This window comes from Halovulum marinum, assembly GCF_009697225.1.
Taxonomy (GTDB): domain Bacteria; phylum Pseudomonadota; class Alphaproteobacteria; order Rhodobacterales; family Rhodobacteraceae; genus Halovulum; species Halovulum marinum.
In genome coordinates, this window is sequence record NZ_WIND01000001.1 from 1 (window position 1) to 24803 (window position 24803).

Genomic DNA, 24803 nt, shown 5'->3' on the forward strand with positions numbered 1-24803 from the left:
GCGATCAGGATCTCTACAAGATCCTCCTCAGATCGTGCAGAATGAACCCACTCAGACGCTGAGCTGGAATAGACCCTCCCCAAATATCCCCGCCGGAGGCTTCCGCCGCCGGCCCGGCGCGCCCGCGGCGGCGGTCAGCGCAGCGCGCCCAGCCGCGGCACGCCCAGCTCGCGGATCAGCTTGGCGCGGATCGCCCGCGCGTAGTCGTCGAAATCCGCCGCCACCTCGACGAAGGCGCCGGGGCCGCGCACCACGAAGCTGCGGTAGTAGCGCGCCAACGCCACCTCGTCCGATTCGATCGCCAGACCGTTGATGGTGAGATCCGCCAGCGCCGGCGGGATCCGCAGCGCCTGCGGCGGCGGTCCGACATTGCTCTGCCCGTCGCCCGAGACGTCGATCTTGCGCGCCGCACAGGCCGGCGCGCGGCGCAGCTGCGCCAGCCCGTAGCGCAGCGCCGCGCCCAGCGCGGTGGGGGCATCGGCGAAGCCGCGCTCGCGCGTGCGCAGCCGGGCCACAAGCCGGTCCAGATCGGCCGCGCCGCGCAGCTCCACCCAGTCCTGGACCAGCGCCTGCTGGCCGATGCCGGACCATTCGTAGACCTGCAGTGCGACCACCTCCGAAGGCAGCGCGAACAGCGCGGCGCGCACCTGGCGGTCCTCGAACGCCCGCGCCAGCCCCTCCAGCTGCAGCCGATACTCGCGCGCATCGACCGAACTGCTGACGTCCAGCGCCAGGGTCAGCGCCAGCCGGCACTGCGCCGCGGCCGGGCCGGCCAGCGCCAGCAGCACCGCCAGCGCCAGCGCGCGGATCATGACGCCGGCACCACCACCTCGCGGTAAAGCTTGCGCCGGATCGCCCGCGGATAGTCGGAATAGCCGGTGGCGCGCTCGACGAAGCTGCCGTCGCCGGCGCGCACGAACTGCTCGTAGAACCGCGCCACGCTGATCCCGATCCGGTCGATCGCCAGCCCGTTCACCACCACCCCGCGCCGTTCGGCGGCGCGGCTCTCGGCGCGGGTCTCGCGGCCGTCGTTGGTGATGCCGTCGCCCGAGATGTCGATCACCCGCCGGGCGCACTCGGGCACCTGCTCGAACAGTGGCGCCATGAACGCCAGCGCGTCGCCCAACGCGGTCTTGCCGCCGGTCCAGCGCCGCGGCGCGGCACGCACCTGCGCCGCCAGCCGGGCGACATCCCCGGGCCCCGCCATCCGGCGCCACGGGATCGTCACCGCCTGGTCGGCGGCGCCGGACCACTGCACCACCGCCACGGTGGCGCCCTCGATCCACAGCGCGTCGGCCACGTCCGGCGCCTCCAGCGCCTCGGCCAACCCGTCCATCTGGAACCGGTACTCGCCGGAATCGATCGAGCCGGACACATCCACCGCCAGCAGCAGCGCCAGCCGGCAGCCGAACGCCGGCCCGGCCGCCGCCAGGCTTGCCAGCATCGCGATCGGCAGCGCCAGGATCCTCATGCCGGAAACCCTAGCGCCGCGCGGCCGGGCCTACCAGTGGCCAGTGTTCTCCATGCTTGCCCAGGGCTCCTGCTTCGGCAGGCTGTCGCCCTCCTGCAGCAGCTCGATCGAGACGTTGTCGGGGCTGCGCACGAACGCCATGTGCCCGTCGCGCGGCGGGCGGTTGATGGTCACGCCGGCGTCCATCAGCTTCTGGCACATCTCGTAGATGTTCCCGACCCGGTAGGCGAGGTGCCCGAAATGCCGGCTGTCGCTGGGCAGGCCGTCGTCGCCGTCCCAGTTGTAGGTCAGCTCCAGCGGGCACTCCTCCTGCCCCGGCGGCGCCATGAAGACATTGGTGTACCGCCCGCCCTCGCTGTCGGTGCGCCGCGTCTCCTCGAGGCCCAGCAGCCGGTAGAACGCCATCGACGTCTCCAGGTCCTTCACCCGGACCATGGTGTGCAGGTAGCGAATTTTCATATCGGGATCCCGTCCTTGATCAGAATTTGCAAACACACCCCAGATTTGGGTATGTTTCACGCCCGGACCGCCAGATAATGTAGCCCCCAGAATCAGCCGGACGAGGCGCGAGGATGAATGATATGTCGGACGACCCGCAAGCCCTGGACCAGATCGCCGCGCAGCGCGCCCAGACCCACCAGACCCGCCGCGCCACCGTCCCGGCGATGGAGGAGCGGCTCTACACCCCCCATCCGGTGCTCGACCACGGCTTCGTGCGGGTGGTCGACTACATGGGCGACGACAGCGCGATCGTGCAGGCCGCCCGCGTCAGCTACGGCGCCGGCACGAAAAAGGCGCGCAACGACGAGGGGCTGATCCGCTACCTGATGCGGCACTGGCACTCGACCCCGTTCGAGATGTGCGAGCTGAAGCTGCACGTCAAGCTGCCGGTTTTCGTCGCGCGCCAGTGGATCCGGCACCGCACCGCGAATGTCAACGAATACTCGGCCCGCTACTCGATCCTCGACCGCGAGTTCTACATCCCCGACCCCGCGCACCTGGCGGCCCAGTCCACCGCCAACAACCAGGGCCGGGGCGAGGTCCTGCACGGCGACGAGGCCGCCCGCGTGCTGGAGATCCTCAAGGCCGACTCGACCCGCGCCTATGACAACTACGAGGCGATGCTGTCCCAGGACGGCCAGCAGGGCCTGGCGCGCGAACTTGCCCGCATGAACCTGCCCGCCAACATCTATACCCAGTGGTACTGGAAGGTGGACCTGCACAACCTGTTCCACTTCCTGCGCCTGCGCGCCGACGCCCACGCGCAGTACGAGATCCGCGCCTATGCCGACGCGATCTGCGAGATGGTCAGGGACTGGGTGCCCGCCGCCTACGCCGCGTTCGAGGACTACCGCCTGAATTCCGTCCAGATTTCGGGCAAGGGGTTGAACGCGCTGCGCCGGATGCTCGCAGGAGAAGAGATGGACGCCGAGAAGGCGGGCATGAGCGCCGGGGAATGGCGGGAGTTTGAGGGGATATTGGAGAAGTAAGCATGTATTTCTCCGATCTAACCAATCGAGAAATAATAGAGCTTATTGAAGAAGAGGATGATCGCGCCTTCAGCAAAGGGCTAGGGCCAATGCATAGGTGCGCAGAAATAAAATATGCACTCTCCAAGCGCTTCGGATTTACAAATCACATTGGGTACGCCCCCGAAGGATCGGCCTCAAAAATTATTGATGACTACTATCACTCTATGTATAGAATAAAGGACACATCAATAGACGCTATCCATAGCGGAATTTTCATGCACAAGGACGTTTTTGGAAAAATATACCTCCCCGTGTTTTTCGGAACTAATTCAATTGATTATTTAGAATTTACAAACCTTAATCAGTATCAAAAAATATACATTAAATCAAACCCTACTGACCACGCCGCGTACAAGGAGTGTTGCAAGGATATTTTTCAGATAGGAACATCAATATTCCAATCTGACGTGAAGAGAAGGCTTGGAGAACATTCCTATCATCGATTTCGGCAAGCTGCTCTACACCTTCAAAGCGCTACTGCAATCTTAGACGGTGGTTCATCATTTCGCGGCGCCAATCAGTCGTCGATACTCGCAGTTGAGCAATTCCTAAAAGCTGCATGTATTGCGGCAGGGATGTCCGATAGGCAAGCAACAGATTTCAAACACAGAATATCTGAAATATATGACGCGCTTTCAGACTTCTATCCAAAGATACGCTCAAATGAATTATCCGAACTAATAGAGAGAACGCCCAATTATGTTAAAGACAGATACGAAAACAAGGAACCCACTAGATTGTACTCCGGAAGAAATATTATGCGCGCACAGCGCATCGGTAGCATTCTTACCGAAGAATTCATTGGCCACCATTGGCGCAATCATATTATTAAAGAAGGTTAATGGCGAGCGCAGGAGCTATATCCTACTCACCTAAAACACCGACCACACGCGCCTGCATGGTGGGGTGGAACCCCACGCTTTGGGCACCCAAAAACCAAATGTAAGGTGGTCTTCGGCCCACCAACCGCCACCCCCCGCCCGGATCCAAGGCCGAAGGCCGCCGGGCGCGCGCCTGCCCGTCCCGGCGGGCTGGCGCTTTGGCAGCCGCGCACTCCGGCCTGACCCTCTCAGACAGCGACGGGCATGAAGCGCAGACCGCGCACCTCGCAGCGCCACCCCACGGGCAGGCGCGTGCCCGGCTCGCACCCGGCCCCGGCGCCGCGGGGCGGCTGATCCCACGCGCCGCGCTCCGGCATCGGCCGGAATCCCTGCCGCCGCCGCCCGAAGGCCGCCGCCCTGGGGACGGACGCCCGCCGTCGATCCCGCCGGGCCATCGGTGCGGCGCGCGGGATTTCGCCGCGCGGGCGAAACTGTCCGCGCATCGGCGCCGTTCCTTCGCCGGTTCCCGATTCCGGGCCATTGATCCTGAGGAGTTCCACATGCGAGTTTTCGTTCCCGCCATCATCCTGCTCGTCGCGGCGGCCCCGGCCCTTGCCGGCCACGCCAGCGGCGACGCGCCCGGCATCGCCGCCATGGACGGCGCCGACCGCCACGGCGACGGCCGCACCAACGGCGAGGACTACGCCCCGGGGAAATCGGCACAGGAGCCCGATCCGACCTCGATCGACCGCAACGAGGACGGCAGGAAGAACGGCAAGGACTACGCCCCGGGCCAGATCCGCAACGGCAACTGAACGCCGCCCGCCCACCGGCGCAAGCGGCCCCGCGCGGGCCGCTTGCATCGCGGCGCCGGGCGGTCCGGCCCGCCGCGGCCCCCCGAAACCCCGGCCAGAGCCGGCGTTTAACGAAGTTTCGATATTCGTTTCATCAACGATATCATCTGGTTGAGGGGTTTTCACGGTGAAGCTGCCGCTTTTCACGGTCGCTGTCACGCTGCCCGCTCAGTCCTCGAACGCCGCCACCACCCGCCGCTCGCCCAGCGCGAAGGCGTCGGCGACGTGGATCATCGGGCCGTAGTCGGTGTCGCTCTCGCCCCGGTCGATCAGATCGGCCATCCGGGCATAGAGCCGCGGATACTCGGCATCGCCCGCGGTCTCGACCAGCGCGCCGTCGATCCGCAGCTCGGCCCCGCCCTTGCTCAGCCCCAGCGTGCCGGCGTCGGTCTCCACGTCGATGTCCCAGGTCTGCGGCCCGGTCTGCCGCCAGTCGAACACCGCCGACACCTCGGCCCCCGCCGGGTGCCGGAACGACAGCCGCGCCGCGATCGGCGTGCCCTTGTTCGCGGGGAACTCCAGCACCGCCTTCTCGACATGCACCGGATCGGGCAGGATCGCGGTCAGGATCGAAAGCGCGTTGATCCCCGGATCGAACACGCCCAGCCCCCCCGGCTGCCAGATCCACTCCTGCCCCGGATGCCAGTGCCGCACGTCCTCCTTCCAGGTGATGCGCAGGGATGTCAGCGTGCGATCCTTCAGCCAGTCCCGCGCCGCATCGACCTGCGCCGCCTCGCGGCTGTGCCAGGTGGCGAAGATCGTCACCCCCGCCGCGTCCGCCAGCCGGCGCAGCTCGAAGCACTCGGCCACGGTCGCGCCCGGCGGCTTTTCCATCATCACGTGCCTGCCCGCCGCGATCGCCTCGGCGGCATAGTCGAACCGCGCCGCGGGCGGCATGCACAGCGAGACGACCTCGACCTCGGGGTGCGCGGCCAGCATCGCGGCCTGCGTCACATGCGTCGGCACGCCCTCGACCTGCGCGTTGCGGCTGACGGCGGCGACCAGTTCGAACCGGTCCGAGCCTTCGATCGACGGGATGTGCTGGGTCCGGGCGATCGTGCCGACGGACACCAGGGCGAGCTTGTAGGCCATGCGTTCCTCCCCTGCCTCACTGGGTCGGGTTGCACCTAGCACCAAGCGGCCGCCCGCGCCACAGGATCGGATCGCGGCCGGACGGTCGTCCCGGATCGGGTCCCGCGCCGGTCAGGCCGCCACGGAAGATCACGTTGCCCGCACCGACGCGGCGAGCGGCCGGGGCGCGGCGGCAGTGCTAGTCGGCCTCGTCCGCGGTATCCGCGTTGAGCTGGGCGTAGCGTTCCGCCCCGATGTGCGTGTACAGCTCGATCTGCGTTTCCAGGTAATCGATGTGGCCCTCTTCGTCGGCGAGAAGCTCCTCGAACAGGTTCTTGCTGACGTAGTCGCCCACCTTCTCGCAGTGATCGCGCGCCTCGATATAGAGGTTGCGGGCGTCGTGCTCGGCCGCCAGGTCCGCGTCCAGCGTCTCCTTGGCGTTCTGGCCGATGCGCAGCGGGTCGAGCTTCTGCAGGTTCGGATGGCCGTCGAGGAAGATGATCCGGTCCACCAGCTTGTCCGCGTGGTGCATCTCCTCGATGCTTTCCGCGCGCGACTTGGCGGCCAGCCGGCCCAGGCCCCAGTCCTTTTGCAGGCGGTAATGGAGCCAGTACTGGTTGATCGCCGTCAACTCGCTGCGCAGCGCCGAGTTCAGGTACTCGATGACCTTCTTGTCGCCCTTCATCGCTTCACTCCTTGCCGATGATGTCCCGCAAATCCCGTAATGCGTCGGGAACGTCAGTATGTAGGCTGGCGGGGGCCGCGGCAAAGCCGGCGCACAGGTTGGGGTTCCGGCGCATGGTGGCCAGGAACAGCGGCAGGCAACCGCCGCAGTCCGGCGTCGTGCCCAGCGCCCGGTAGACCCTGCCCGGGGTGATCACGGTGTCGGGGTCGGCGGCGCGCATCCAGTCCAGCGCGGCGTGGATGTCCCGGTCCGAGATGGCTCGGCAGTGGCAGACGATCATGCGGTCCTCGTGGCGGGCGGGCGGGCTGCGTGCGGCGGGGCGGGCGTGGTCGCGGGCGCGGGCGCGGTCAGGATCAGACGTCGCAGGGTCACGGGGTATCCTTGTTCGCTGGTCCGGGCCGCGGCGGAGCCCGCCCCGTCGCCTTCTCTCAGGTCGCCCTATATCAGATTGAAACCGTCGGAAAAGCCCTTCCGACAAAATCAGTCACGATCGGAAAAGGGGCGCGAACGCCGCTCCGATGGCGTGGCCCCGGGGATCGGCTCGAGGTCGGGGGCGACCAGATCCACCGCGCGTGGTTGCCCTGCGTGTCGGTGTCCCCGCCGGTCAGAATGTCGCCGCTGCGGGCACCGGGGACGTTGTCCGGGCAGGCGATCGGGTCGCCCGGGCGCGTCCCGGTCCCGGCGTCAACGCCGTGGCAGGCGCGCGCCGGCTCCATGCGCGCGACGGCGACGCCGGACCGCACCGCGCCGGCGGGCCCGGCCCCCTTGCGCAAGCGCAGCCGCTGACGCAAGACGGAAGAACCACCCGAGCAGGAGGTTCCATGTCCGCCACAGACGCCCCCGCGCCCGCCAAGCCCAGTTGCTGCGCCCCGCGCAGCGCCGCCGGATCCGGTGGCGGGACGGCGGCGCCGGAATACGCCGCCCACACCGCCGCCGCGGACGCGGTCGCCCCCGGCCCCGCCGCCGTGCGCGCGGCGCTGCGTGCCGGGCTGGTCGAGATCCCCGGCGGCTTCTTCGACATGGGCACGCGCAGGCCGAACTATCCCGACGATCACGAGGGGCCGATGCGCAAGGTGCACGTCTCGACCTTCGGCGTCGCGCCCGGCACGGTGACCAACGCCGAATTCGCCCGTTTCGTCGCGGCCACCGGCTACCGCACCGTCGCCGAGACCGAGGGCTGGTCCTTCGTCTTCCACCTGCTGCTGGCAGATGCCGGCGCCTATCCGCAGCACCCGCCGCAGACGCCGTGGTGGCGGCAGGTGCACGGTGCGACCTGGGCCGCGCCCGAGGGGCCGGGCAGCACCACCGAGGGCCGCGAGACCCATCCCGTCGTCCATGTCTCGTGGTTCGATGCCGTCGCCTACTGCCGCTGGTCCGACCTGAGACTGCTGACCGAGGCGGAATGGGAAAAGGCCGCGCGCGGCGGGCTGGCGCACAAGAAGTTTCCCTGGGGCAACGTGCTGGAGCCGGGTGGCGCGCATCGCTGCAACATCTGGCAGGGCGATTTCCCGCACCGGAACACGCAGGCGGACGGCCATCTCGGCACCGCGCCGGTCGATGCGTACGCGCCGAACGGCTTCGGGCTGTGGAACATGACCGGCAACGTCTGGGAATGGTGCGCCGACTGGTTCGGCCCGGTCGCGCCGCCGCGCAGGCTGCCGCCGCGCGACCCGGCCGGCCCCGAGACCGGCGACGTCCGGGTGATCCGCGGCGGCTCGTTCCTGTGCCACCATTCCTACTGCGTGCGATACCACGTGCACTCGCGGTCGCGGAACACGCCGGACAGCACCTCCAGCAACACCGGCTTCCGGGTGGCGGCAAACCTCTGAGACGGCCGGGCGCCCGACCCGGCGCAGGATCGTCGGCATGTTGCGGGCGTGGCGACCGGCGACCCGCGCAGCTGATGTCCGCGACCATTACCGGTCGTGCATCCCCTTCCCCGCGAAGATCCTCGGCGCGTGCCTCTCCACCCGGCGCGCCCGCGTGGCCGACTGTTTCGCGTCCGAGATGTGCAGCACATAGCCGCGCTGCCGGCCCGGCGTCAGCGCCTCGAACGCGGCCTTGAAGTCAGGATCGGCATCCATCTTCGCCCGTAGCTCGTCAGGGTAGACCAACGCGCGCCTGGCCTTGAAGTCGACCTTCAGACCGGCCTTCTGAACCGCGATGGCGCTATCGATAATCGCCCGCAGAACCGGCTCCTTCTTGTCGATCTCGCCGAGGCTGCGGAACCGGATCTGCCGTGCCGCCTGCGAGTTCTTCCCCGGCGCGACCAGCACCCCCGCGGGATCGTCGATCAGCGCGCCCTTCAGGAAACCCAGCCCGACGCAATCCTTCATCGCGTACAGAATGACGACGTTCGCCCCGTCATGCGTATAGCAGGGCTGGCGCCACTTCAGCTCCTCGGTCAGCGGAAACTCCAGCAGGATCGCGCGCAGCCGCCGGCGTTCCTCGGCCCAGGTCTTCGCCTTGTCGAAATAGGGGTCCAGTCGCATCTGCATTCCGCATCGCTTCGGGTCCGCCGCGCGCAGTTTCACCGCGCAGCACGGGGCGACTGCATCACGATCCCGAAACCGAGTCCAGTGCCGCCGCCGGCCGGCGGCGACGAGGCCGGGTGCGGGGCCGGGTGCGGGGCGGGTGCGGGGGCGGCCCACACCCGCATCAGGTCAGGCCGGCCGCGCGTCGTGATGGCTGCGCAGCGACCAGGCCGCGAGCGCCAGCGTCAGAAGCCCGATCACCACGAAGTTCCACGTCGCCGCGAAGGCGCCGCCTTCGGCGCCCGCCGTCAGCGCGGCGAAGCCCAGCACCCAGGGCGAGATCACCAGCCAGGCGCCGACCGCCATGTCGGCCCACTCCTCCCAGTCGTGGAACTGGACGATCGCCAGGATCGCCATGACCGCGATGACGGCGCCGAACAGCAGCGCGTTCCACAGCGCCAGCTGCATCCCGGCGAACCCCAGGATCCAGGGCGACAGCATCAGCCAGATGCCGGCAAGCAGGCACACCACGTCCTGCCAGCCCTCGTTCGTTTTCTTCAGAAAGTCTGCCATTGCATCCCCCTCCATTGAACGGTCTGCATCGACGGTGGCCCGCCGAGGCAGGCACTGCCGGCAACCTCGTCATGCGAGCGCCGGCATGTCCGGAGACATAGGAAAGGCCAGCCGGATTTCAAGGGGTTAGGGCGCGTTCCGGCGCAGCTTCCGCGCCGCCGCCGGTCTGCGGGCGGGGCGGCACGGCCCCGCCCGGGTGCCTCGCGCGTCAGTGGTTGTTGCGCGGGGTGTCCTTGCCGGCGACGTCACGGAACTCGGGCGCGCCGCGCAGCACCATGCCCTCGGCCAGCGGCTCGACCTTCTCGCGGAAGATCGCCTGCCAGGGCGTCTGGCTGGGCGGCGAGCGGTAGCCGCCGTCGGCCTCCAGCGCCTGCTGGCGCTCGGCAAGCTCGGCGTCGTCCAGCAGCACGTCCACCCGCGCCTTCGTCAGGTCGATCCGGATCCGGTCGCCGTCGCGCAGCAGCGCCAGGTTGCCGCCGTCCGCCGCCTCGGGCGAGGCGTTCAGGATCGACGGCGAGCCCGAGGTGCCCGACTGCCGGCCGTCGCCGATGCACGGCAGCGAGTGCACGCCGCGCTTCAGCAGCTCGGCCGAGGGACGCATGTTCACCACCTCGGCCGCGCCGGGATAGCCCTTGGGGCCGGCGCCGCGCATCACCAGCACCGAGTTCTCGGTCACGCCGGTGGCCGGATCGTCGATCCGGTGGTGGAAATCCTCGGGGCCGTCGAAGACCACGACATTGCCCTCGAACGCCTCGGGATCGTCGGGGTTCGACAGGTAGCGGTCGCGGAATTCCTTCGAGATCACCGAGGTCTTGAGGATCGCGCTGTCGAACAGGTTGCCGGTCATGTTCAGGAACCCGGCCGAGGGCAGCATCGCGGTATCGACCGAGCGGATCACGTCCGGGCTGATCGAGCGCCTGTCGCCGCAGTTCTCGCCGATCGATTTGCCGTTGACGGTCAGCGCGCCGGGGTTCGGCAGCATGTCGGCGGCCATCAGCTCGCCCACCACGGCCGGCACGCCGCCGGCGCGGTGGTAATCCTCGCCCAGGTATTCGCCGGCGGGCTGCAGGTTGGTCAGCAGCGGCACGTCATGGCCGATGCGGGTCCAGTCGTCGTTGTTCAGCTCGACGCCCAGGTGCCTGGCGACCGCGTTCAGGTGGATCGGCGCATTGGTCGAGCCGCCCAGCGCCGAGCACACGGCGACCGCGTTCTCGAATGCCTCGCGGGTCATGACATCGGACGGGCGCAGGTTCTCCCACACCATGTCGACGATGCGCCCGCCGGTGCGATAGGCCATCTGGCCCCGCTCCCGGTACGGCGCGGGGATCGCCGCCGAGCCCGGCAGCTGCATGCCCAGCGCCTCGGCCAGCGAGTTCATCGTGGTCGCGGTGCCCATGGTGTTGCAGTATCCGACCGAGGGGGTCGAGGTGGCGACAAGCTCCATGAATCCGCGGTCGTCGATCTCGCCCGCGGCCAGCAGCTCGCGCGCTTTCCACACGATGGTGCCCGAGCCGGTGCGCTCGCCCTTGTGCCAGCCGTTCAGCATCGGGCCGACCGACAGCGCGATTGCCGGGATGTTCACCGTCGCCGCCGCCATCAGCAGCGCGGGCGTGGTCTTGTCGCAGCCGATCATCAGCACCACGCCGTCGATCGGATAGCCGTACAGCGATTCGACGCAGGACAGGTACGCCAGGTTGCGATCCAGCATCGCCGTCGGGCGCTTGCCGGTTTCCTGGATCGGGTGCACCGGGAACTCGATGCAGGTGCCGCCGGCGGCGGTGATGCCGTCGCGCACCCGCTTGGCCAGTTCCATGTGGTGCCGGTTGCAGGGCGACAGGTCCGAGCCGGTCTGCGCGATGCCGATGATCGGCTTGCGCTCGGCCAGTTCCTCCATCGTCAGGCCATAGTTGAGATAGCGCTCCAGGTAGAGGGCGGTCATCTCGGGGTCGTCGGGATTGTTGAACCACTTGCGCGAGCGCAGGTCTTCCGGCTTGACGGGCTTGTCGGTCATAATGTTCCTCCGAAACTCATTCGGGGCATTGCGTGCCATTGGCTGGCGGCCGGCCCCGAGCGGCGTGCGCCATTAATGCCGCGACCGGCGGGCGGATGCCAACGGTTTATTCCCGAAATCGTACCGGCACGACACCGGCGCCGGCGCTACCGCTTCTGGCAGTACAGCGAGTAGAGCACGTCCAGCACCGCCTCGGCCTCGAGGCTGGCCAGCCCGTGCAGGATCGTCTGGCCCTTGCGGCGGGTACCCACCAGCCCGGCGTCGCGCAGCCGCTTGAGCTGCTGCGACATCGCCGGCTGCGACAGCCCGCACTGCTCGGCCAGCTCGCCGACCGAGGCCTCGCCTTCGCGCAGGCGGCACAGCACCAGCAGCCGCGGCTCGGACGCCAGGCTGGACAGCAGCGCGGCGGCAGACTTCAGCTGCACGGGATCGAACCGGACGGTATCCAGCATCGGCACACCTTGTATATTCGATATCACTTATATATCATCCCGGGCAAGGCCGCAACCGCGGCACAGACAAGGGATGCGCACCATGCCAACCGAGTTCACACCCTGGGCATCGCTGCTGGGCGGCATGATGATCGGCGCCAGCGCGGTGCTGCTGATGGCCACCGCCGGGCGCATCGCCGGGATCAGCGGGCTGACCGTACGCCTGCTGACGCGCGGCGACGACGGCGAGGCGCGCGGCGTCTCGGCGCTGTTCGTGCTGGGCCTGCTGCTGGCCGCGCCGCTGTGGCGGCTGACCACCGGCGACTGGCCGGTGCAGAGCGTTCCGGACAACCTGGGCCTGATGGCCGTCGCCGGGCTGCTGGTCGGCTTCGGCGCGGTGTACGGCAGCGGCTGCACCTCGGGGCACGGCGTCTGCGGGATCTCGCGCGGCTCGCCGCGGTCACTGGCGGCGACGCTGACCTTCATGGCCACCGCCGTCGTCACCGTGTTCGTCGTCCGCCATCTGATCGGACTGTAGGGGGGATCGGCTGATGAGGCAGGTTTTCGCGCTTCTGTCGGGGCTGATCTTCGGCCTCGGGCTGGTGCTGTCGGGCATGGCCAACCCGGCCAAGGTCCTGAACTTCCTGGACCTGGCCGGCAGCTGGGATCCCAGCCTTGCGTTCGTCATGGGCGGCGCCATTGCCGTCACCGCGCCCGGCTTCGCGCTGCTGACCCGGCGCCGCGAACGGCCGCTCCACGCGGCGCGGTTCCACCTGCCCACGGCGCGCGATCTGGACCCGCGGCTGCTGGGCGGCGCGGCGGTGTTCGGCGTGGGCTGGGGGCTGGGCGGCTTCTGCCCCGGCCCGGCGCTGACCGCGCTGCCGGTCGCCGCCACCGGCACGCTGGTGTTCGTGCCGACGATGCTGGCCGGCATGTGGCTGGCCCGGCGCACCGCGACGCCGCGCCGGCGCAGCGCCGCGGCCTGAGATTTCAGCGAGGGAGAGACCCATGGACTATCCGCTAGACCTGTCCGTCACCCCCGAGGTCGAGGCGTTCTTCGACCCCGAAAGCAACACCTTCAGCTATGTGGTGAAGGATCCCGCCTCGGACGCCTGCGCGGTGATCGATTCGGTGATGGACATCGACTACGCCGCCGGTCGGATCGCCTTCGAGCACGCCGACCAGATCATCGAGTACATCCGCAGCAACGGGCTGACGCTGGAATGGATCATCGAGACCCATGTCCACGCCGACCACCTGTCCGCCGCGCCCTACATCCAGGACAAGCTCGGCGGCAGGATCGGCATCGGCGAGAAGATCTGCGTGGTGCAGGACGTGTTCGGCAAGATCTTCAACGAGGGCACCGAGTTCCAGCGCGACGGCAGCCAGTTCGACCGGCTGTTCAGGGACGGCGACACCTACACCATCGGCACGATGGCGGCCTTCACCATGTACACGCCCGGCCACACCCCCGCCTGCATGACGCATGTCATTGGCAATGCCGCCTTCGTCGGCGACACGCTGTTCATGCCCGACGGCGGCTCGGCGCGGGCCGATTTCCCCGGCGGCGACGCCGGCGATCTGTACGATTCGATCCAGAAGGTTCTCAGCCTGCCCGACGAGATGCGGCTGCTCATGTGCCACGACTACGGCCCCGGCGGCCGCGAGGTCCAGTACGAGACCACGGTGGCCGAGGAGAAGGCGAACAACATCCACGTCGGCCACGGCACCAGCCGCGAGGAGTTCATCAAGATGCGCACCGAACGCGACGCGACGCTGAACATGCCCCGGCTGATCATCCCGTCGCTGCAGGTGAACATGCGCGCCGGCGAGGTGCCGAAGGACGCGCAGGGCAACCCGATGCTGAAGGTGCCGATCAACGGGCTCCAGCGCCGGACCGAGTGAACGCGCCCGCGGCGCGGCGCCGCCGGCCAGCCCACCCCAGCGCCCGCGGGCGGGATCGGACTCCCGCCCGTCGGGCATCATTCTGCAAACTGTGCAATTTTTGCAGTTGGACTTTCCGGCCCAGCCGCTAGACTGCACGCATGCAGAAGACGCGCAAGAAAACCCGCCCCGGTCAGAGCGATATCGCCAGCGCGCTTGGCGTGTCGGTCAGCACCGTCAGCCGCGCGCTGGCGGACTCGCCGGCAATCAACGACGACATCAAGCACCAGGTGCAACAGGTCGCGCGGCAGATCGGCTATCCTGTGCGCCAGGCGCCGCGGGTCGAGGCGTTCGAGCGCATCTCCCTGATCACCTCGATCGGCGCGCTGAACGACAGCCGCTCGTCGATCTACGCCAGCATGATCAACGGCATCCGCGCCGCCGCGGCGCCGGTCTGCGCCCGCATCGAAAGCAGCATCACCCGGTCGCGCACGCTGCACGATCAGCCGCTGGACGGCAGCTTCGGGCCGCGTTCGGGGGTCATCTTCCTCGGCCTCGTGCCCAGCCCCGAGGTCGCCGCCGACATCGCCGCGCGGGGCATCCCGGCGGTGGTCTCGAACGGCGTCGACCAGGACTACCGGATCGACTCGATCGCTCCCGCGAACTTCGGCGGGGCGCGGCTGATGGGCCGGCACCTGACCGGGCTGGGGCACCGCGACTTCCTGTATCTGCAGGGAATCGGCCGCGCAACGCTGCGGCGCCGACTGGACGGGTTCCGCCAGCACGTCGAGGCCGAGGGCGGGCATATCGTCGGCGTGTTCGACGACGGCTCCAGCCTGAACGAAGAGACCTTCGAGCGTTTCACCGCCTGGCTGAAGGCCGAGCGCGGCGACGCCACGGCGCTGTTCTGCTTCAATGACGGCGCCGCCGCCTGGGCGCTCGAGGCGACCCGCGCCGCCGGGCTGTCGGTGCCGGACGATCTGTCGGTGGTCGGCTTCGACGACATGCCGATCGCGTCGATGACGACACCGCCGCTGACCACCTTCCGCATCGACTGGGACGCGCTGGGCGAGCAGACGGTCGAGCTGCTGCACCAGCGCCTGCGCGAACCGCAGCGCCCGGTGCAGTTCGTGCAGGTCGGCGGCACGCTGATCGAGCGCGAAAGCGTTCAGCGACTGCAGCGCGTGCCCGACCCCGCCTGATCCGACCCCGCCTGATCCGGCCCCGCCTGATCCGCCGCCGTGCGCCGCGTGCATACAGCAATCGCGCTCGACCCGAGCAACTTTTTTCCCAGTCTGCAATTTTTATCTATTGCAAATATCTTGCCAAAACGGCTAGCTGAAGCGGCAACGACGCGACAGGATTCGACGGCTTGGCAAAAATTGCACTCCTGATGCCCGACGGCACCTTCCAGCGGCAGATCAGCGCCGCGCACCTGGCCCGGCTCGAGTCGGTGGCCGGGGCGGGCAACGTCCTGCGCTTCGCCGGGCTGGACGCGCTGACCGCCGATCCGGCGGCGGCGCAGGTGGCGGTGATCGTCACCGGCTGGGGCGCGCCGCTGCTCGACGCCGCGGCCGCCCGCGCGCTGCCGGCGCTGCGGCTGATCGCGCACGGCGCGGGTACGCTGCGCACCATCGTCGATCCGGCGCTGTTCGACCTGGGCATCCGCGCCACCAACAGCGCCTGCGCCAACGCGGTGCCGGTGGCCGAGTTCACGCTGTCCTGGATCCTGCGCTGGAACAAGCGGCTGCCGCAGTTCGAGGCCGCCTACAAGGCGTCCACCGCCTGTTTCGCCGCGCGCGGCGAGGCCCCGTACCAGCGTATCGGCAACATCGGCAAGACCATCGGCGTGATCGGCGCCTCGCGCGTCGGCCGCAAGCTCATGCAACTCTTGCAGAGCTTCGACCTCGACGTCGCCCTCTACGACCCGCTGCTGGCGGCGTCGGAGTTCCCGGCGCTGGGCGCGCGTCGCGCGGACCTGGACGCGGTGATGGCCGCCGACATCGTTTCGGTGAACGCGCCGCTGCTGCCCGAGACGCGGCACATGATCGGCGCGGCGCAGCTGGCGCGGATGACCGACGGCGCGCTGCTGATCAACACCGCGCGCGGCGGGCTGGTCGACCACGACGCGCTGCTGGCCGAGCTGCGGTCGGGGCGGATCAGCGCCGTGCTCGACGTGACCGAGCCGGAGCCGCTGCCCGAGGGCTCGCCGTTCCTGGCGCTCGACAACTGCTGGCTGACGCCGCATGTCGCCGGCTCGCTGGGGACCGAGATCCACCGCATGACCGACAGCGTGATCTCGGAAATCGCGCTGTTCCTGTCCGAAGGCCGCCTGCGGCACGAGGTCGGCCCGGCGAACTGGGCCACCGCCGCATGACGGCGCCGGCGTTCCTTCCCGGCCTGTGCTCGGTCACCTTCCGCCAGCTGGCGCCGCCGCGGATCGCGGCGCTGGCCGCCGAGGCCGGGCTGCGCGCGGTGGAATGGGGCATGGACGGGCACCTGCCGCCGGGCGATGCGGCGACCGCGCGCCGGCTGCGCGCGCTGGCGGCGGACCACGGGCTGATCACGCCCACCGCCGGCAGCTACCTGCGCTGCGACGATCCGGCCGAGGACCCGGCGCCGACGCTCGACGCCGCCGCCGAGCTGGGCGCGCGCTGCGTGCGCGTCTGGGCCGGCCGGCAGGGCAGCGACCGGACCGGTGACCGCGCCGCCGCCGTCGTCGCCACCCTCCGCCGCCATTGCGAGGCCGCCGCCGGGCGCGGGCTGGTGCTGGGGCTGGAATACCACCGCAACACCCTGACCGACACGCCAGAAAGCGCCGCCCGCCTGCTGGCCGAGGTCGATCACCCCGCGCTGGTCGCCTACTGGCAGCCGCGCGGCGACGGCACCCGCGGCGCGATGGCCCGCGAGCTGGCGCAGCTGGCCCCGCACCTGGCACATCTGCACGTCTTTCACTGGCGCGACTACGCCGACCGGCTGCCCCTTGCGCAGGGCCGCGCGCTCTGGGCCGAGCGGCTGGCCGCCGCCGCCGCGACGCCCGCGCCGGAGGCCGGTCCGCGCTGCGCCTTTCTCGAATTCGTCCGCGGCGACGATCCCGAAGCGTTCCGGGAAGATGCCGCAATCCTGATCGGCCTGCTGAACGATACGGCCGACACCAAGATCAAGAACCCCGTGGGAGGATAAGATGACCAGACATGTTGGACGGCTCTGCCTGAGCACCGCCGTGCTGGCGCTGGCCGCCGGCGCGCCGGCGCTGGCGAACGGCTACACCCAGGCGCCCATGCTCGATGCCAGGGTCGACGCGGGCGAACTGCCCCCGGCCGAGGAGCGGATGCCGGCCGAGCCGCTGCAATTGGAGGCGCCCGAGGTCGGCACCTACGGCGGCACCTGGCGCTCGACGCTCAAGGGCAACAACGACGAGGGCTGGATCCGGCGCTCGGCCAATTACGAGCCGCTGGTCAGTTATACCTTCGGCTGGGACGGCGTCGTGCCCAACATCGCCCAGTCCTGGGACGTGAACGAGGATGCCACCCGCTTCACCTTCCATCTGCGCGAGGGTCACAAGTGGTCGGACGGCACCCCGTTCACCGCCGAGGACGTGGTGTTCGCGATCAACGACGTGATCAACAGCGACAGCTTTCCGGGCGAGCGTCCGCCGGCACTGCTGGGCGCCACCGCCTCGGCCCCCGATGCGCAGACGGTGGTGATCGACCTGCCCGTGCCGCACTCGCTGTTCCTCGAACAGATGGCCTCGGTCGCCGGGCCGCAGGTCGTGCACATGCAAAAGGCGTTCTGCTCGCAGTTCCATCCCGACTACAACCCCGACGCCGAGAAGAACGCGACCGACGCCGGCCTGTCCGGCTGGGGCGAGGCGATGATGCTGAACTGCGGCGTGCGCCGGAACCGCAACGCCGAGCGCCCGACGCTGGCCGCGTGGATCCAGCAGGTCGACTATGACGGCATCAACACCCCCGTCAGCTTCGCGCGCAACCCCTACTACTTCAAGGTCGACCAGGACGGGAACCAGCTGCCCTATATCGACACCCTGTCGATGACCCAGGTCGAGGACGCCAACTCGATCGTGCTGATGGGCATCGCCGGCGAGATCGACTTCACCAACCGTCACATCGACAACGTGGCCAACAAGCCGGTGTTCTTCGACAACCAGAAGAAGGGCGACTACAAGATCTACGACACGATCGTCGCGGACATGAACACCGCGATCATCCAGCTGAACCTCAACTACGACGACGACGGGTTCCGCGAGCTGTTCCAGAACAAGGACTTCCGCATCGCACTGTCCCACGGCATCGACCGGCAGGAGATCATCGACGTGGTCTACGCCGGGCTGGGCGAGCCCTACCAGGCCGCGCCGCGCCCCGAGTCGCCGTTCTACGACGAGGAACTGGCCAAGCAGTACACCGAATGGGACCCGGATCTGGCCAACCGGATGCTGGACGGCATCGGCCTGACCGAGCGCAACGGCGACGGCATCCGCCTGCTGCCCGACGGCCGTCCGATCTCGATCCGGATCGACACGACGACCGATCTGGGCACCTACCTCGACATCCTGGAACTGGTCGCCCTGCACTGGGAGGAGATCGGCATCGACCTGGACGTGCGCAAGGCCGAACGGTCCTATGTCTACGAGCAGAAGGACAACAACCGGCACATGGCCCACGTCTGGAAGGGCGACGGCGGCCTGGGCGACGCCATGCTCGACAGCCGCTACTACCTGCCGATGCACGACGAAAGCGCCTTCGCGCTGCGCTGGGCGATGAACTGGAAGGATCCCAACAACGCCACCCGGCAGGATCCGCCCGAAGAAGTGGCCCGGCAGCTGGACCTCTACAAGAAGATGTACGAGGCCGCCGACCCGGCCGAGCGCGACGAGCTGTTCCGCCAGGTGCTCGAGATCACCAGGGACCAGTTCTACACCATCGGCGTCTCGTTGCCGCCAAGCTCCTACGGGATCGCGTCCAACGCGATGGGCAACATCCCCGAGAACCAGCCGCATGCCTGGATCTATCCCAACCCCGGCCCGATGAACACCTCGCTGCTGTTCAAGCGCCAGTAGGACCGAAAACCCGAGGGCGGCCCGCGACCGACGGGCCGCCCCGCCCAAAGGGCATCAGGGGGACCCATGCTCCAGTTCATCGCGAACCGCATCCTGACGATGATCGGCATGACGTTGATGCTGTCCTTCGTGTGCTTCTTCATCATCCAGCTGCCGCCGGGCGACGTGATCTCGGCCTATGCCGCCGAACTTGCCGCCGCCGGCGACAGTTCCGGCGGGCAGATGGAGGAGATGCTGCGCGAGCGCTATGGCCTGAACCAGCCGTTCGTCGTGCAGTACCTGAAATGGCTGCGGAACCTGCTGGTCGGCGATCTGGGCTACAGCTTCAACCTGTCCAAGCCGGTGTCCGAGATCATCGAAAGCCGGATCGGCATCTCGCTTCTGGTCGAGATGCTGGCGATCACCGTGCTCTGGGCCATCGCCGTGCCCATCGGCATCTATTCCGCCGTGCGCCGCTATTCGGTCGGCGACATGTTCGCCACCGTGTTCGGCTTCATCGGCCTTGCCGTCCCGAACTTCCTGCTGGCGCTGCTGATCATGTACCTCGTCTATGTGTTCACCGGTACCGCGGTCGAGGGTCTGTTCTCGGCCGAGTACGCCAACGCCCGCTGGTCGCTGGGCCGTATCCTCGATTTCCTGTCCCATGTCTGGATCCCGGTGGTGGTCATCGCCACCGGCGGCGCCGCGCCGATCATCCGCGTGCTGCGCGCCAACCTGCTGGACGAGCTGAACAAGCCCTATGTCGTCACCGCCCGCGCCAAGGGCATGAAGGAAAGCCGGCTGATCATGCGCTACCCGGTGCGGGTCGCGATGATCCCGCTGGTCGCCACCGTCGGCTGGGTGCTGCCGACGATCATCTCCAGCTCGATCGTTACCGCCATCGTGCTGAACCTGCCGACGCTGTCGCCGATCCTGCTGCGCTCGCTGCTGTCCCAGGACATGCACCTGGCCGGCGCGCTGATCCTGTTCATGGGCATCCTGACGCTGGTCGGCACGCTGGTCTCGGACCTGCTGCTGGCCTGGATCGATCCGCGCATCCGCACCGGTATGGCGACATGAGCCGGGATCAGGACATGACCCGGACCGACACCGCCGATTTCGAGTTCGCGCCCCCCGCCCCCGTCGCCGTCTCGGGCACCGAGACGCAGGCGCAGCTGATCTGGCGCGCGTTCCGCCGCCACAAGCTGGCGATGGTCTCGCTGGTGGTGCTCGGGCTGCTCTACTTCGTCGCGCTGTTCGCCGAGGTGCTGGCGCCGAACGACCCGCACGAGGTCAACGCCCGCTACACCTACGCTCCGCCGCAGGAATTCCGCCTGTTCGACCGGGACGAGGATGGCGGCTGGGCGTTCCGCCCGCATGTGCTGGGCTACAAGGTCGAGGTCGATCAGGTCGCGCTGCGCCGCAGCTTCGTGCCCGACCCGGACAAGAAGATCTACATCCACCTGTTTCCCAGGACCCACGAGACCCGGATGTGGGGGCTGTTCACCATCGACCGCCACCTGATCGGCGTCGACGGCCGGCGCGAGGTGCTGTTCCTGATGGGCTCGGACCGGCTGGGCCGGGACCTGCTGTCGCGGCTGATCTACGGCGCGCGGATCACGCTGTCGATCGGACTTGCCGGCATCGTCATCAGCCTGCTGATGGGGGTGATCATCGGCGGCGTCTCGGGCTACTACGGCGGGCTGGTCGACAACGTGATCCAGCGGATCATCGAGTTCATCCGCTCGATCCCGCCGATCCCGCTGTGGATGGGCTTTGCCGCCGCCCTGCCCCGCGACTGGTCGGCGCTGCAGAACTATTTCGCGATCACCCTGATCCTGTCGCTGATCGGCTGGACGGAACTGGCCCGCGTGGTCCGAAGCCGGTTCCTGTCGCTGAAATCCGAGGATTACGTTTCCGCCGCCCGCCTCGACGGGGCGGGGGACTTCCGGATCATCTGGCGGCACATGCTGCCCGCCTTCACCAGCCACATCATCGCCACCGCGACGCTGGCGATCCCCGGCATGATCCTGGCCGAAACGGCGCTCAGCTTCCTGGGCCTTGGCCTGCAAAGCCCGGTGATCTCGTGGGGGGTGCTGCTGCAGGAGGCGCAGAACCTGCGCGCGCTGGCCGACGCGCCCTGGCTGCTGTTCCCCGGCGCCTTCATCGTGGTGACGATCCTGGCGATGAACTTCCTCGGCGACGGCCTGCGCGACGCGGCCGATCCCTATGGCGATACGCAGTGAGGCCCGACATGGAACAACCCGTCCTGCACGTCAGCGACCTCTCGGTCGGCTTCTCGGTCCGCAGCCATGTCACCGACGTCGTGCACGGCGTCAGCTTCGATCTGCACAAGGGCGAGACGCTGTGCGTCGTCGGCGAAAGCGGCTCGGGCAAGTCCGTCACCGCCCGCGCGCTGATGCGGATCTGCCGCCCGGGGCGGATCACCGGCGGGCAGATTCTGCTCAACGGCCCCGAAGGCACGGTCGACATCACCGCGCTCGACGACAATGACGAGGCCATGCGCGCGATCCGCGGCGACCGGATCGGCATGGTGTTCCAGGAGCCGATGAGCAGCCTGTCGCCGGTCCACACCATCGGCGCCCAGATCACCGAGACGATCCTGCTGCACCGCAACATGACCGACGCCGCGGCCCGCGCCGAGGCGATCGAGAGCCTGCGCCGCGTGCAGATCCCCGACCCCGAGACCGCCATCGACAAGTACAGTTTCGAGTTCTCGGGCGGCATGCGCCAGCGCGCGATGATCGCGATGGCGCTGGCCTGCCAGCCGGAAATCCTGATCGCGGACGAACCGACGACCGCGCTGGACGTGACCACGCAGGCCGAAATCCTGCGGCTGCTCAAGCGCCTTCAGGCCGAACTGGGCATGGCGGTCATCTTCATCACCCACGACATGGGCGTGGTCGCGGAAATCGCCGACCGGGTCGCGGTGATGTACCACGGCAGGCTGGTGGAACTCGGCCCCGCGCGGCAGGTGTTCCACGACCCGCAGGCGGCCTATACCAGGCACCTGATCGGCGCCTCGTCGCGGTTCTCGATCGCGCGCGATCACGACCGCGGCGGCACCCTGCCCCCGGCCGCCCCGAAACCGCTGCTCGAGGTGCGCGAGCTGGACCTGACCTTCCGCAAGACCACCGGCTTCATCCGCCGCCGCACCAAGGAATTCCACGCGCTGAAGCAGGTGTCCTTCACCCTGCACGAGGGCGAGAACCTTGGCATCGTCGGCGAATCCGGCTCCGGCAAGACCACGCTGGTCCGCGCCCTCGTCGGCCTGCTGAACGCCGACGCCGGCAGCGCGATGTACCGGTCCAAGGACGGTCGCAGCTTCGACCTGCTGGAGCCGGGCGCGCTGCGCGGCGCAGGCCTGAACCGCGAGATCCGCATGGTCTTCCAGGACCCGTTCTCGTCGCTCAACCCGCGCATGACGGTCGAGCAGATCATCGCCGAGCCGCTGATCCTCGAAGGCCGCCTGCCGCGCAGGGAAATCCGCGACAAGGCCGCGTACCTGCTGAACCGCGTGGGCCTGCCGCAGGCGATGCTGACCCGCTATCCGCACGCGTTCTCGGGCGGGCAGCGGCAGCGCATTTCCATCGCCCGCTCGCTGGCCGTGGACCCGCGCCTGATCATCGCCGACGAGGCGACCTCGGCGCTCGACGGCTCGATCCGCTCGCAGATCCTGGACCTGCTGTTCGACCTGCAGACCGAGCTTGGCCTCAGCTACATCTTCGTCGGGCACGATCTGGGCGTGGTGCGCTATTTCTGCGACCGCATCGCGGTGATGCACAAGGGCGAGCTGGTCGAGATCGACCGGGCCGCCCGCATCTGCCAGCAGCCCACCCGCGACTACACCCGCAACCTGATCGCTGCCGTCCCCGGCACCGACCCGGACCACCGCCGCCTGATCGCGGCAGAATAAACGACGCCGCCTGATCGCGGCAGAATAACCCCAGGGAGCTTCCATGAACCCGCTCGCGGACAACCCGCTTCGCACGCGCGACGATTTCGCCCGCTCGGCCGTCCAGCTGTGGCAGCCGCTCAAGCCCTATTTCAGCCCCGGCAAGGCCCGCGTCGACCTCGGCCTGCCCTCGGCCCATTTCACCCGCATCTCGGCGGAACTCGAAGGGTTCTCGCGCCCGCTGTTCGGCCTTGCGCCGCTGGTCGCCGGCGGCCTGCCCTTCGGCGACTGGGACATGTTCCGCGAGGGCTACATCAACGGCACCGACCCCGAGCACCCGGAATACTGGGGCACGTTCGAGGGCCGCGACCAACGCATCGTGGAAAGCGCCGCCATCGGCTTCGGACTGATCTTCGCCCGCGAAAAGCTGTGGGATCCGCTGACCGACGCGCAGAAGGAAAACGTCGCCAACTGGCTGAAATTCTGCCAGACCCGGCCCACCGCCGACAACAACTGGCACTTCTTCCACGTCTTCGGCAGCCTCGGGCTGGAGGCCGTGGGCGTCGAGCATGACCTGACCGTGCGCCGCGACGCGCTGAATCGACTGGAAACCTTCCATATCGACGAAGGCTGGTATGCCGATGGCGAGGCGCGCCGCTTCGACCACTACATCCCGTTCGCCATGCACTTCTACGGGCTGATCTATTCCAGGCTCGCCAAGGATGACGAGGCCCGCTGCCAGCGCTTCCGCGACCGCGCCCGGCAGTTCGCGCAGGAATTCCAGCACTGGTTCGACGCCGAGGGCGCATCGCTCGCCTTCGGCCGATCGATGACCTACCGCTTCGCGCAGGCCTCGTTCTGGGCCGGTCTTGCCTTCGCCGACGTCGAGGCGCTGCCCTGGGGCCAGATCAGGGGCCTGTGGGCGCGCAACATGCGCTGGTGGGGCAGGCGGGACTATTTCGACCGCGACGGGGTGATGCCGGTGGGCTACGCCTACCCCAACCTGCACATGTGCGAGATCTACAACTCGCCCGGCTCGCCCTACTGGGCGATGAAAGCCTACCTGACCCTCGCCCTGCCCGAAAGCCACCCGTTCTGGCAGGCCGACGAGGAAGACAAGGTCGAAACGGGCGCGCTGATGCGCTCTCCGGTCGCCGGGATGCTGGGCTTTCAGGCGGGCGGCAACCGGGTGATGCTGTCGTCGTGCAACGAGATGCGGATGCCGCTGCGCGGCGGCGCCGAGAAATACGGCAAGTTCGCCTATTCCACCGCCTTCGGCTTCTCGATGGACCCCGACCGGCGCGGCTTTCAGGTGAACCCGTTCGACAACATGCTGGCGCTGTCCCGCGACGGCGCCGAGTTCTTCACCCGCTGCGAGTTCGCCGAGGCGCAGATCGGCGACGACTTCCTGTGGTCGGAATGGAAGCCCGACGACGACATCACCGTCGAGACCTGGCTGATCGCCCGCGCGCCCTGGCACATCCGCGCGCACAAGGTGACCACCGCCCGCCCGCTGCTGACGACCGAAGGCGGTTTCGCCATCGAGCGCACTGACGCGGGGCTGGCGCGCCAGGGCAGCCGGCCGACCGTGGCCGAGGCGGTCACCGCCGCCCACGCCAGCCTGGCCGCCGACCTGTCGCCCCGGCGGCGCACGGCGAAGGTGCGCGAGAAGGTGCACCCGAACAGCTCGCTCTACTTCCCGCAGACCCACGTGCCGCACCTGGAAGGCGCGCTGGAGCCCGGAACGACCTGGCTGATCGGGGCCTACGCCGCCAGCACCAGCCCGGCGGACGCGGATGCATGGCTGGCCGCCATCCCGGACGCCCCGACCCCGGCGGACCTGGAAGCCGCGCGCGACGGGGCCGAGCGCGTCCGCGGCCTGAAATTCCGCGAGGCCGAACGCAGGTTGGCCTGAGCGCCTGCGCCGCGCGCGTCCATCCTCCGCGCGCGGTGCCGCCTCCCCAAGCTTGGCTTTCATGCTGCATCGCAGTATAGCAGCGCCGAGACCGGGTACCCTTGCGGCA

Annotated in this window: 25 protein-coding genes; 15 read left to right on the forward strand and 10 right to left on the reverse strand. The window is 68.4% G+C overall.

Annotated elements, in window-relative coordinates; genetic code table 11:
* Positions 1-134: 134 nt before the first annotated feature.
* From GE300_RS00005 to GE300_RS00015, 3 genes are read right to left on the reverse strand one after another with little or no spacing between them, the layout of a single operon-like run.
* The gene (locus tag GE300_RS00005) at positions 135-812 is read right to left on the reverse strand and encodes a DUF1194 domain-containing protein (protein WP_154443667.1); all 678 of its coding nucleotides are present in this window, start codon (positions 810-812) and stop codon (positions 135-137) included.
* Positions 809-1471, reverse strand: a complete 663-nt coding sequence (locus tag GE300_RS00010; RefSeq protein ID WP_154443669.1) for a DUF1194 domain-containing protein — start codon at positions 1469-1471, stop codon at positions 809-811. Before GE300_RS00010 ends, GE300_RS00005 begins: the two co-directional genes overlap by 4 nt.
* A gap of 30 nt (positions 1472-1501) precedes the next feature.
* Positions 1502-1930, reverse strand: a complete 429-nt coding sequence (locus tag GE300_RS00015) for a VOC family protein (protein ID WP_154443671.1) — start codon at positions 1928-1930, stop codon at positions 1502-1504.
* A 122-nt stretch (positions 1931-2052) separates the two neighbouring features.
* Here GE300_RS00015 and thyX point away from each other — a divergent pair, with 122 nt between their 5' ends.
* The 3 genes from thyX to GE300_RS00030 all read left to right on the forward strand — a co-directional run bounded on the left by thyX (position 2053) and on the right by GE300_RS00030 (position 4639).
* Positions 2053-2961: an FAD-dependent thymidylate synthase gene (gene thyX, locus GE300_RS00020; RefSeq protein ID WP_407647651.1), complete on the forward strand. Its 909-nt coding sequence runs from the start codon at positions 2053-2055 to the stop codon at positions 2959-2961.
* Positions 2962-2963: 2 nt separating this feature from the next.
* The gene (locus GE300_RS00025; protein ID WP_154443675.1) at positions 2964-3845 is read left to right on the forward strand and encodes a hypothetical protein; all 882 of its coding nucleotides are present in this window, start codon (positions 2964-2966) and stop codon (positions 3843-3845) included.
* 539 nt (positions 3846-4384) lie between these two features.
* Positions 4385-4639 carry a hypothetical protein gene (locus tag GE300_RS00030; protein WP_154443677.1) on the forward strand — a complete coding sequence of 85 codons (255 nt, stop codon included), beginning with the start codon at positions 4385-4387 and terminating at the stop codon, positions 4637-4639.
* A gap of 207 nt (positions 4640-4846) precedes the next feature.
* On the opposite strand, the gene GE300_RS00035 is transcribed toward GE300_RS00030, so the two are convergent.
* The 3 genes from GE300_RS00035 to GE300_RS00045 form a co-directional block, all read right to left on the reverse strand.
* Positions 4847-5770, reverse strand: coding sequence for a Gfo/Idh/MocA family protein (locus GE300_RS00035; protein ID WP_154443679.1), 924 nt, complete (start codon positions 5768-5770; stop codon positions 4847-4849).
* Positions 5771-5948: 178 nt separating this feature from the next.
* The gene (gene bfr / locus GE300_RS00040) at positions 5949-6434 is read right to left on the reverse strand and encodes a bacterioferritin (RefSeq protein WP_154443681.1); all 486 of its coding nucleotides are present in this window, start codon (positions 6432-6434) and stop codon (positions 5949-5951) included.
* A gap of 4 nt (positions 6435-6438) precedes the next feature.
* Positions 6439-6714, reverse strand: a complete 276-nt coding sequence (locus GE300_RS00045; RefSeq protein WP_154443683.1) for a (2Fe-2S)-binding protein — start codon at positions 6712-6714, stop codon at positions 6439-6441.
* 541 nt (positions 6715-7255) lie between these two features.
* Here GE300_RS00045 and GE300_RS00050 point away from each other — a divergent pair.
* Positions 7256-8263, forward strand: coding sequence for a formylglycine-generating enzyme family protein (locus GE300_RS00050; RefSeq protein WP_154443685.1), 1008 nt, complete (start codon positions 7256-7258; stop codon positions 8261-8263).
* Between the two features lie 87 nt (positions 8264-8350).
* On the opposite strand, the gene GE300_RS00055 is transcribed toward GE300_RS00050, so the two are convergent.
* From GE300_RS00055 to GE300_RS00070, 4 genes are all read right to left on the reverse strand, one after another.
* On the reverse strand, positions 8351-8932 hold the full coding sequence (locus GE300_RS00055; protein WP_154443687.1) for a YdeI/OmpD-associated family protein: 582 nt from the start codon (positions 8930-8932) through the stop codon (positions 8351-8353).
* Between the two features lie 165 nt (positions 8933-9097).
* A complete protein-coding gene (locus GE300_RS00060; RefSeq protein ID WP_154443689.1) occupies positions 9098-9481 on the reverse strand; it encodes an SPW repeat protein in 384 nt (127 codons plus the stop codon).
* A gap of 208 nt (positions 9482-9689) precedes the next feature.
* The gene (locus tag GE300_RS00065) at positions 9690-11492 is read right to left on the reverse strand and encodes an IlvD/Edd family dehydratase (RefSeq protein WP_154443691.1); all 1803 of its coding nucleotides are present in this window, start codon (positions 11490-11492) and stop codon (positions 9690-9692) included.
* 146 nt (positions 11493-11638) lie between these two features.
* Positions 11639-11944, reverse strand: a complete 306-nt coding sequence (locus GE300_RS00070) for an ArsR/SmtB family transcription factor (protein ID WP_154443693.1) — start codon at positions 11942-11944, stop codon at positions 11639-11641.
* Positions 11945-12026: 82 nt separating this feature from the next.
* On the opposite strand from GE300_RS00070, the gene GE300_RS00075 reads away from it, so the two are divergent.
* The 11 genes from GE300_RS00075 (at position 12027) to GE300_RS00125 (ending at position 24694) form a co-directional block, all read left to right on the forward strand.
* Positions 12027-12461 (forward strand): YeeE/YedE family protein, encoded by a 435-nt coding sequence (locus tag GE300_RS00075; protein WP_154443695.1) that lies wholly within the window; start codon positions 12027-12029, stop codon positions 12459-12461.
* Between the two features lie 13 nt (positions 12462-12474).
* Positions 12475-12909: a YeeE/YedE family protein gene (locus tag GE300_RS00080; protein ID WP_154443697.1), complete on the forward strand. Its 435-nt coding sequence runs from the start codon at positions 12475-12477 to the stop codon at positions 12907-12909.
* 22 nt (positions 12910-12931) lie between these two features.
* Complete coding sequence (locus GE300_RS00085) at positions 12932-13828, forward strand: MBL fold metallo-hydrolase (protein ID WP_154443699.1); 897 nt, start codon at positions 12932-12934, stop codon at positions 13826-13828.
* A 140-nt stretch (positions 13829-13968) separates the two neighbouring features.
* Complete coding sequence (locus tag GE300_RS00090; RefSeq protein ID WP_154443701.1) at positions 13969-15009, forward strand: LacI family DNA-binding transcriptional regulator; 1041 nt, start codon at positions 13969-13971, stop codon at positions 15007-15009.
* A gap of 170 nt (positions 15010-15179) precedes the next feature.
* Complete coding sequence (locus tag GE300_RS00095; RefSeq protein WP_154443703.1) at positions 15180-16184, forward strand: hydroxyacid dehydrogenase; 1005 nt, start codon at positions 15180-15182, stop codon at positions 16182-16184.
* Positions 16181-16990, forward strand: a complete 810-nt coding sequence (locus GE300_RS00100; protein ID WP_154443705.1) for a sugar phosphate isomerase/epimerase family protein — start codon at positions 16181-16183, stop codon at positions 16988-16990. Before GE300_RS00095 ends, GE300_RS00100 begins: the two co-directional genes overlap by 4 nt.
* A 1-nt stretch (position 16991) precedes the next feature.
* Entirely contained in the window at positions 16992-18884 is a 1893-nt protein-coding gene (locus tag GE300_RS00105) for an ABC transporter substrate-binding protein (protein ID WP_154443707.1), read from the forward strand.
* 66 nt (positions 18885-18950) lie between these two features.
* Positions 18951-19943 carry an ABC transporter permease gene (locus tag GE300_RS00110; protein ID WP_154443709.1) on the forward strand — a complete coding sequence of 331 codons (993 nt, stop codon included), beginning with the start codon at positions 18951-18953 and terminating at the stop codon, positions 19941-19943.
* A 14-nt stretch (positions 19944-19957) separates the two neighbouring features.
* Positions 19958-21109 carry an ABC transporter permease gene (locus tag GE300_RS00115; RefSeq protein WP_233416676.1) on the forward strand — a complete coding sequence of 384 codons (1152 nt, stop codon included), beginning with the start codon at positions 19958-19960 and terminating at the stop codon, positions 21107-21109.
* 8 nt (positions 21110-21117) lie between these two features.
* Positions 21118-22800, forward strand: coding sequence for an ABC transporter ATP-binding protein (locus tag GE300_RS00120; protein WP_154443713.1), 1683 nt, complete (start codon positions 21118-21120; stop codon positions 22798-22800).
* Positions 22801-22843: 43 nt separating this feature from the next.
* Positions 22844-24694 carry a DUF2264 domain-containing protein gene (locus tag GE300_RS00125; RefSeq protein WP_154443715.1) on the forward strand — a complete coding sequence of 617 codons (1851 nt, stop codon included), beginning with the start codon at positions 22844-22846 and terminating at the stop codon, positions 24692-24694.
* Positions 24695-24803: the final 109 nt, after the last annotated feature.

Excerpts from the sequence above, each read along its gene's own strand:
- GE300_RS00005 (WP_154443667.1), bottom strand. The coding sequence starts at position 812 with ATGATCCGCGCGCTGGCGCTGGCGGTGCTGCTGGCGCTGGCCGGCCCG.
- GE300_RS00010 (WP_154443669.1), bottom strand. The coding sequence starts at position 1,471 with ATGAGGATCCTGGCGCTGCCGATCGCGATGCTGGCAAGCCTGGCGGCG.
- GE300_RS00015 (WP_154443671.1), bottom strand. The coding sequence starts at position 1,930 with ATGAAAATTCGCTACCTGCACACCATGGTCCGGGTGAAGGACCTGGAG.
- thyX (WP_407647651.1), top strand. The coding sequence starts at position 2,053 with ATGTCGGACGACCCGCAAGCCCTGGACCAGATCGCCGCGCAGCGCGCC.
- GE300_RS00025 (WP_154443675.1), top strand. The coding sequence starts at position 2,964 with ATGTATTTCTCCGATCTAACCAATCGAGAAATAATAGAGCTTATTGAA.
- GE300_RS00030 (WP_154443677.1), top strand. The coding sequence starts at position 4,385 with ATGCGAGTTTTCGTTCCCGCCATCATCCTGCTCGTCGCGGCGGCCCCG.
- GE300_RS00035 (WP_154443679.1), bottom strand. The coding sequence starts at position 5,770 with ATGGCCTACAAGCTCGCCCTGGTGTCCGTCGGCACGATCGCCCGGACC.
- bfr (WP_154443681.1), bottom strand. The coding sequence starts at position 6,434 with ATGAAGGGCGACAAGAAGGTCATCGAGTACCTGAACTCGGCGCTGCGC.
- GE300_RS00045 (WP_154443683.1), bottom strand. The coding sequence starts at position 6,714 with ATGATCGTCTGCCACTGCCGAGCCATCTCGGACCGGGACATCCACGCC.
- GE300_RS00050 (WP_154443685.1), top strand. The coding sequence starts at position 7,256 with ATGTCCGCCACAGACGCCCCCGCGCCCGCCAAGCCCAGTTGCTGCGCC.
- GE300_RS00055 (WP_154443687.1), bottom strand. The coding sequence starts at position 8,932 with ATGCAGATGCGACTGGACCCCTATTTCGACAAGGCGAAGACCTGGGCC.
- GE300_RS00060 (WP_154443689.1), bottom strand. The coding sequence starts at position 9,481 with ATGGCAGACTTTCTGAAGAAAACGAACGAGGGCTGGCAGGACGTGGTG.
- GE300_RS00065 (WP_154443691.1), bottom strand. The coding sequence starts at position 11,492 with ATGACCGACAAGCCCGTCAAGCCGGAAGACCTGCGCTCGCGCAAGTGG.
- GE300_RS00070 (WP_154443693.1), bottom strand. The coding sequence starts at position 11,944 with ATGCTGGATACCGTCCGGTTCGATCCCGTGCAGCTGAAGTCTGCCGCC.
- GE300_RS00075 (WP_154443695.1), top strand. The coding sequence starts at position 12,027 with ATGCCAACCGAGTTCACACCCTGGGCATCGCTGCTGGGCGGCATGATG.
- GE300_RS00080 (WP_154443697.1), top strand. The coding sequence starts at position 12,475 with ATGAGGCAGGTTTTCGCGCTTCTGTCGGGGCTGATCTTCGGCCTCGGG.
- GE300_RS00085 (WP_154443699.1), top strand. The coding sequence starts at position 12,932 with ATGGACTATCCGCTAGACCTGTCCGTCACCCCCGAGGTCGAGGCGTTC.
- GE300_RS00090 (WP_154443701.1), top strand. The coding sequence starts at position 13,969 with ATGCAGAAGACGCGCAAGAAAACCCGCCCCGGTCAGAGCGATATCGCC.
- GE300_RS00100 (WP_154443705.1), top strand. The coding sequence starts at position 16,181 with ATGACGGCGCCGGCGTTCCTTCCCGGCCTGTGCTCGGTCACCTTCCGC.
- GE300_RS00105 (WP_154443707.1), top strand. The coding sequence starts at position 16,992 with ATGACCAGACATGTTGGACGGCTCTGCCTGAGCACCGCCGTGCTGGCG.
- GE300_RS00110 (WP_154443709.1), top strand. The coding sequence starts at position 18,951 with ATGCTCCAGTTCATCGCGAACCGCATCCTGACGATGATCGGCATGACG.
- GE300_RS00115 (WP_233416676.1), top strand. The coding sequence starts at position 19,958 with ATGACCCGGACCGACACCGCCGATTTCGAGTTCGCGCCCCCCGCCCCC.
- GE300_RS00120 (WP_154443713.1), top strand. The coding sequence starts at position 21,118 with ATGGAACAACCCGTCCTGCACGTCAGCGACCTCTCGGTCGGCTTCTCG.
- GE300_RS00125 (WP_154443715.1), top strand. The coding sequence starts at position 22,844 with ATGAACCCGCTCGCGGACAACCCGCTTCGCACGCGCGACGATTTCGCC.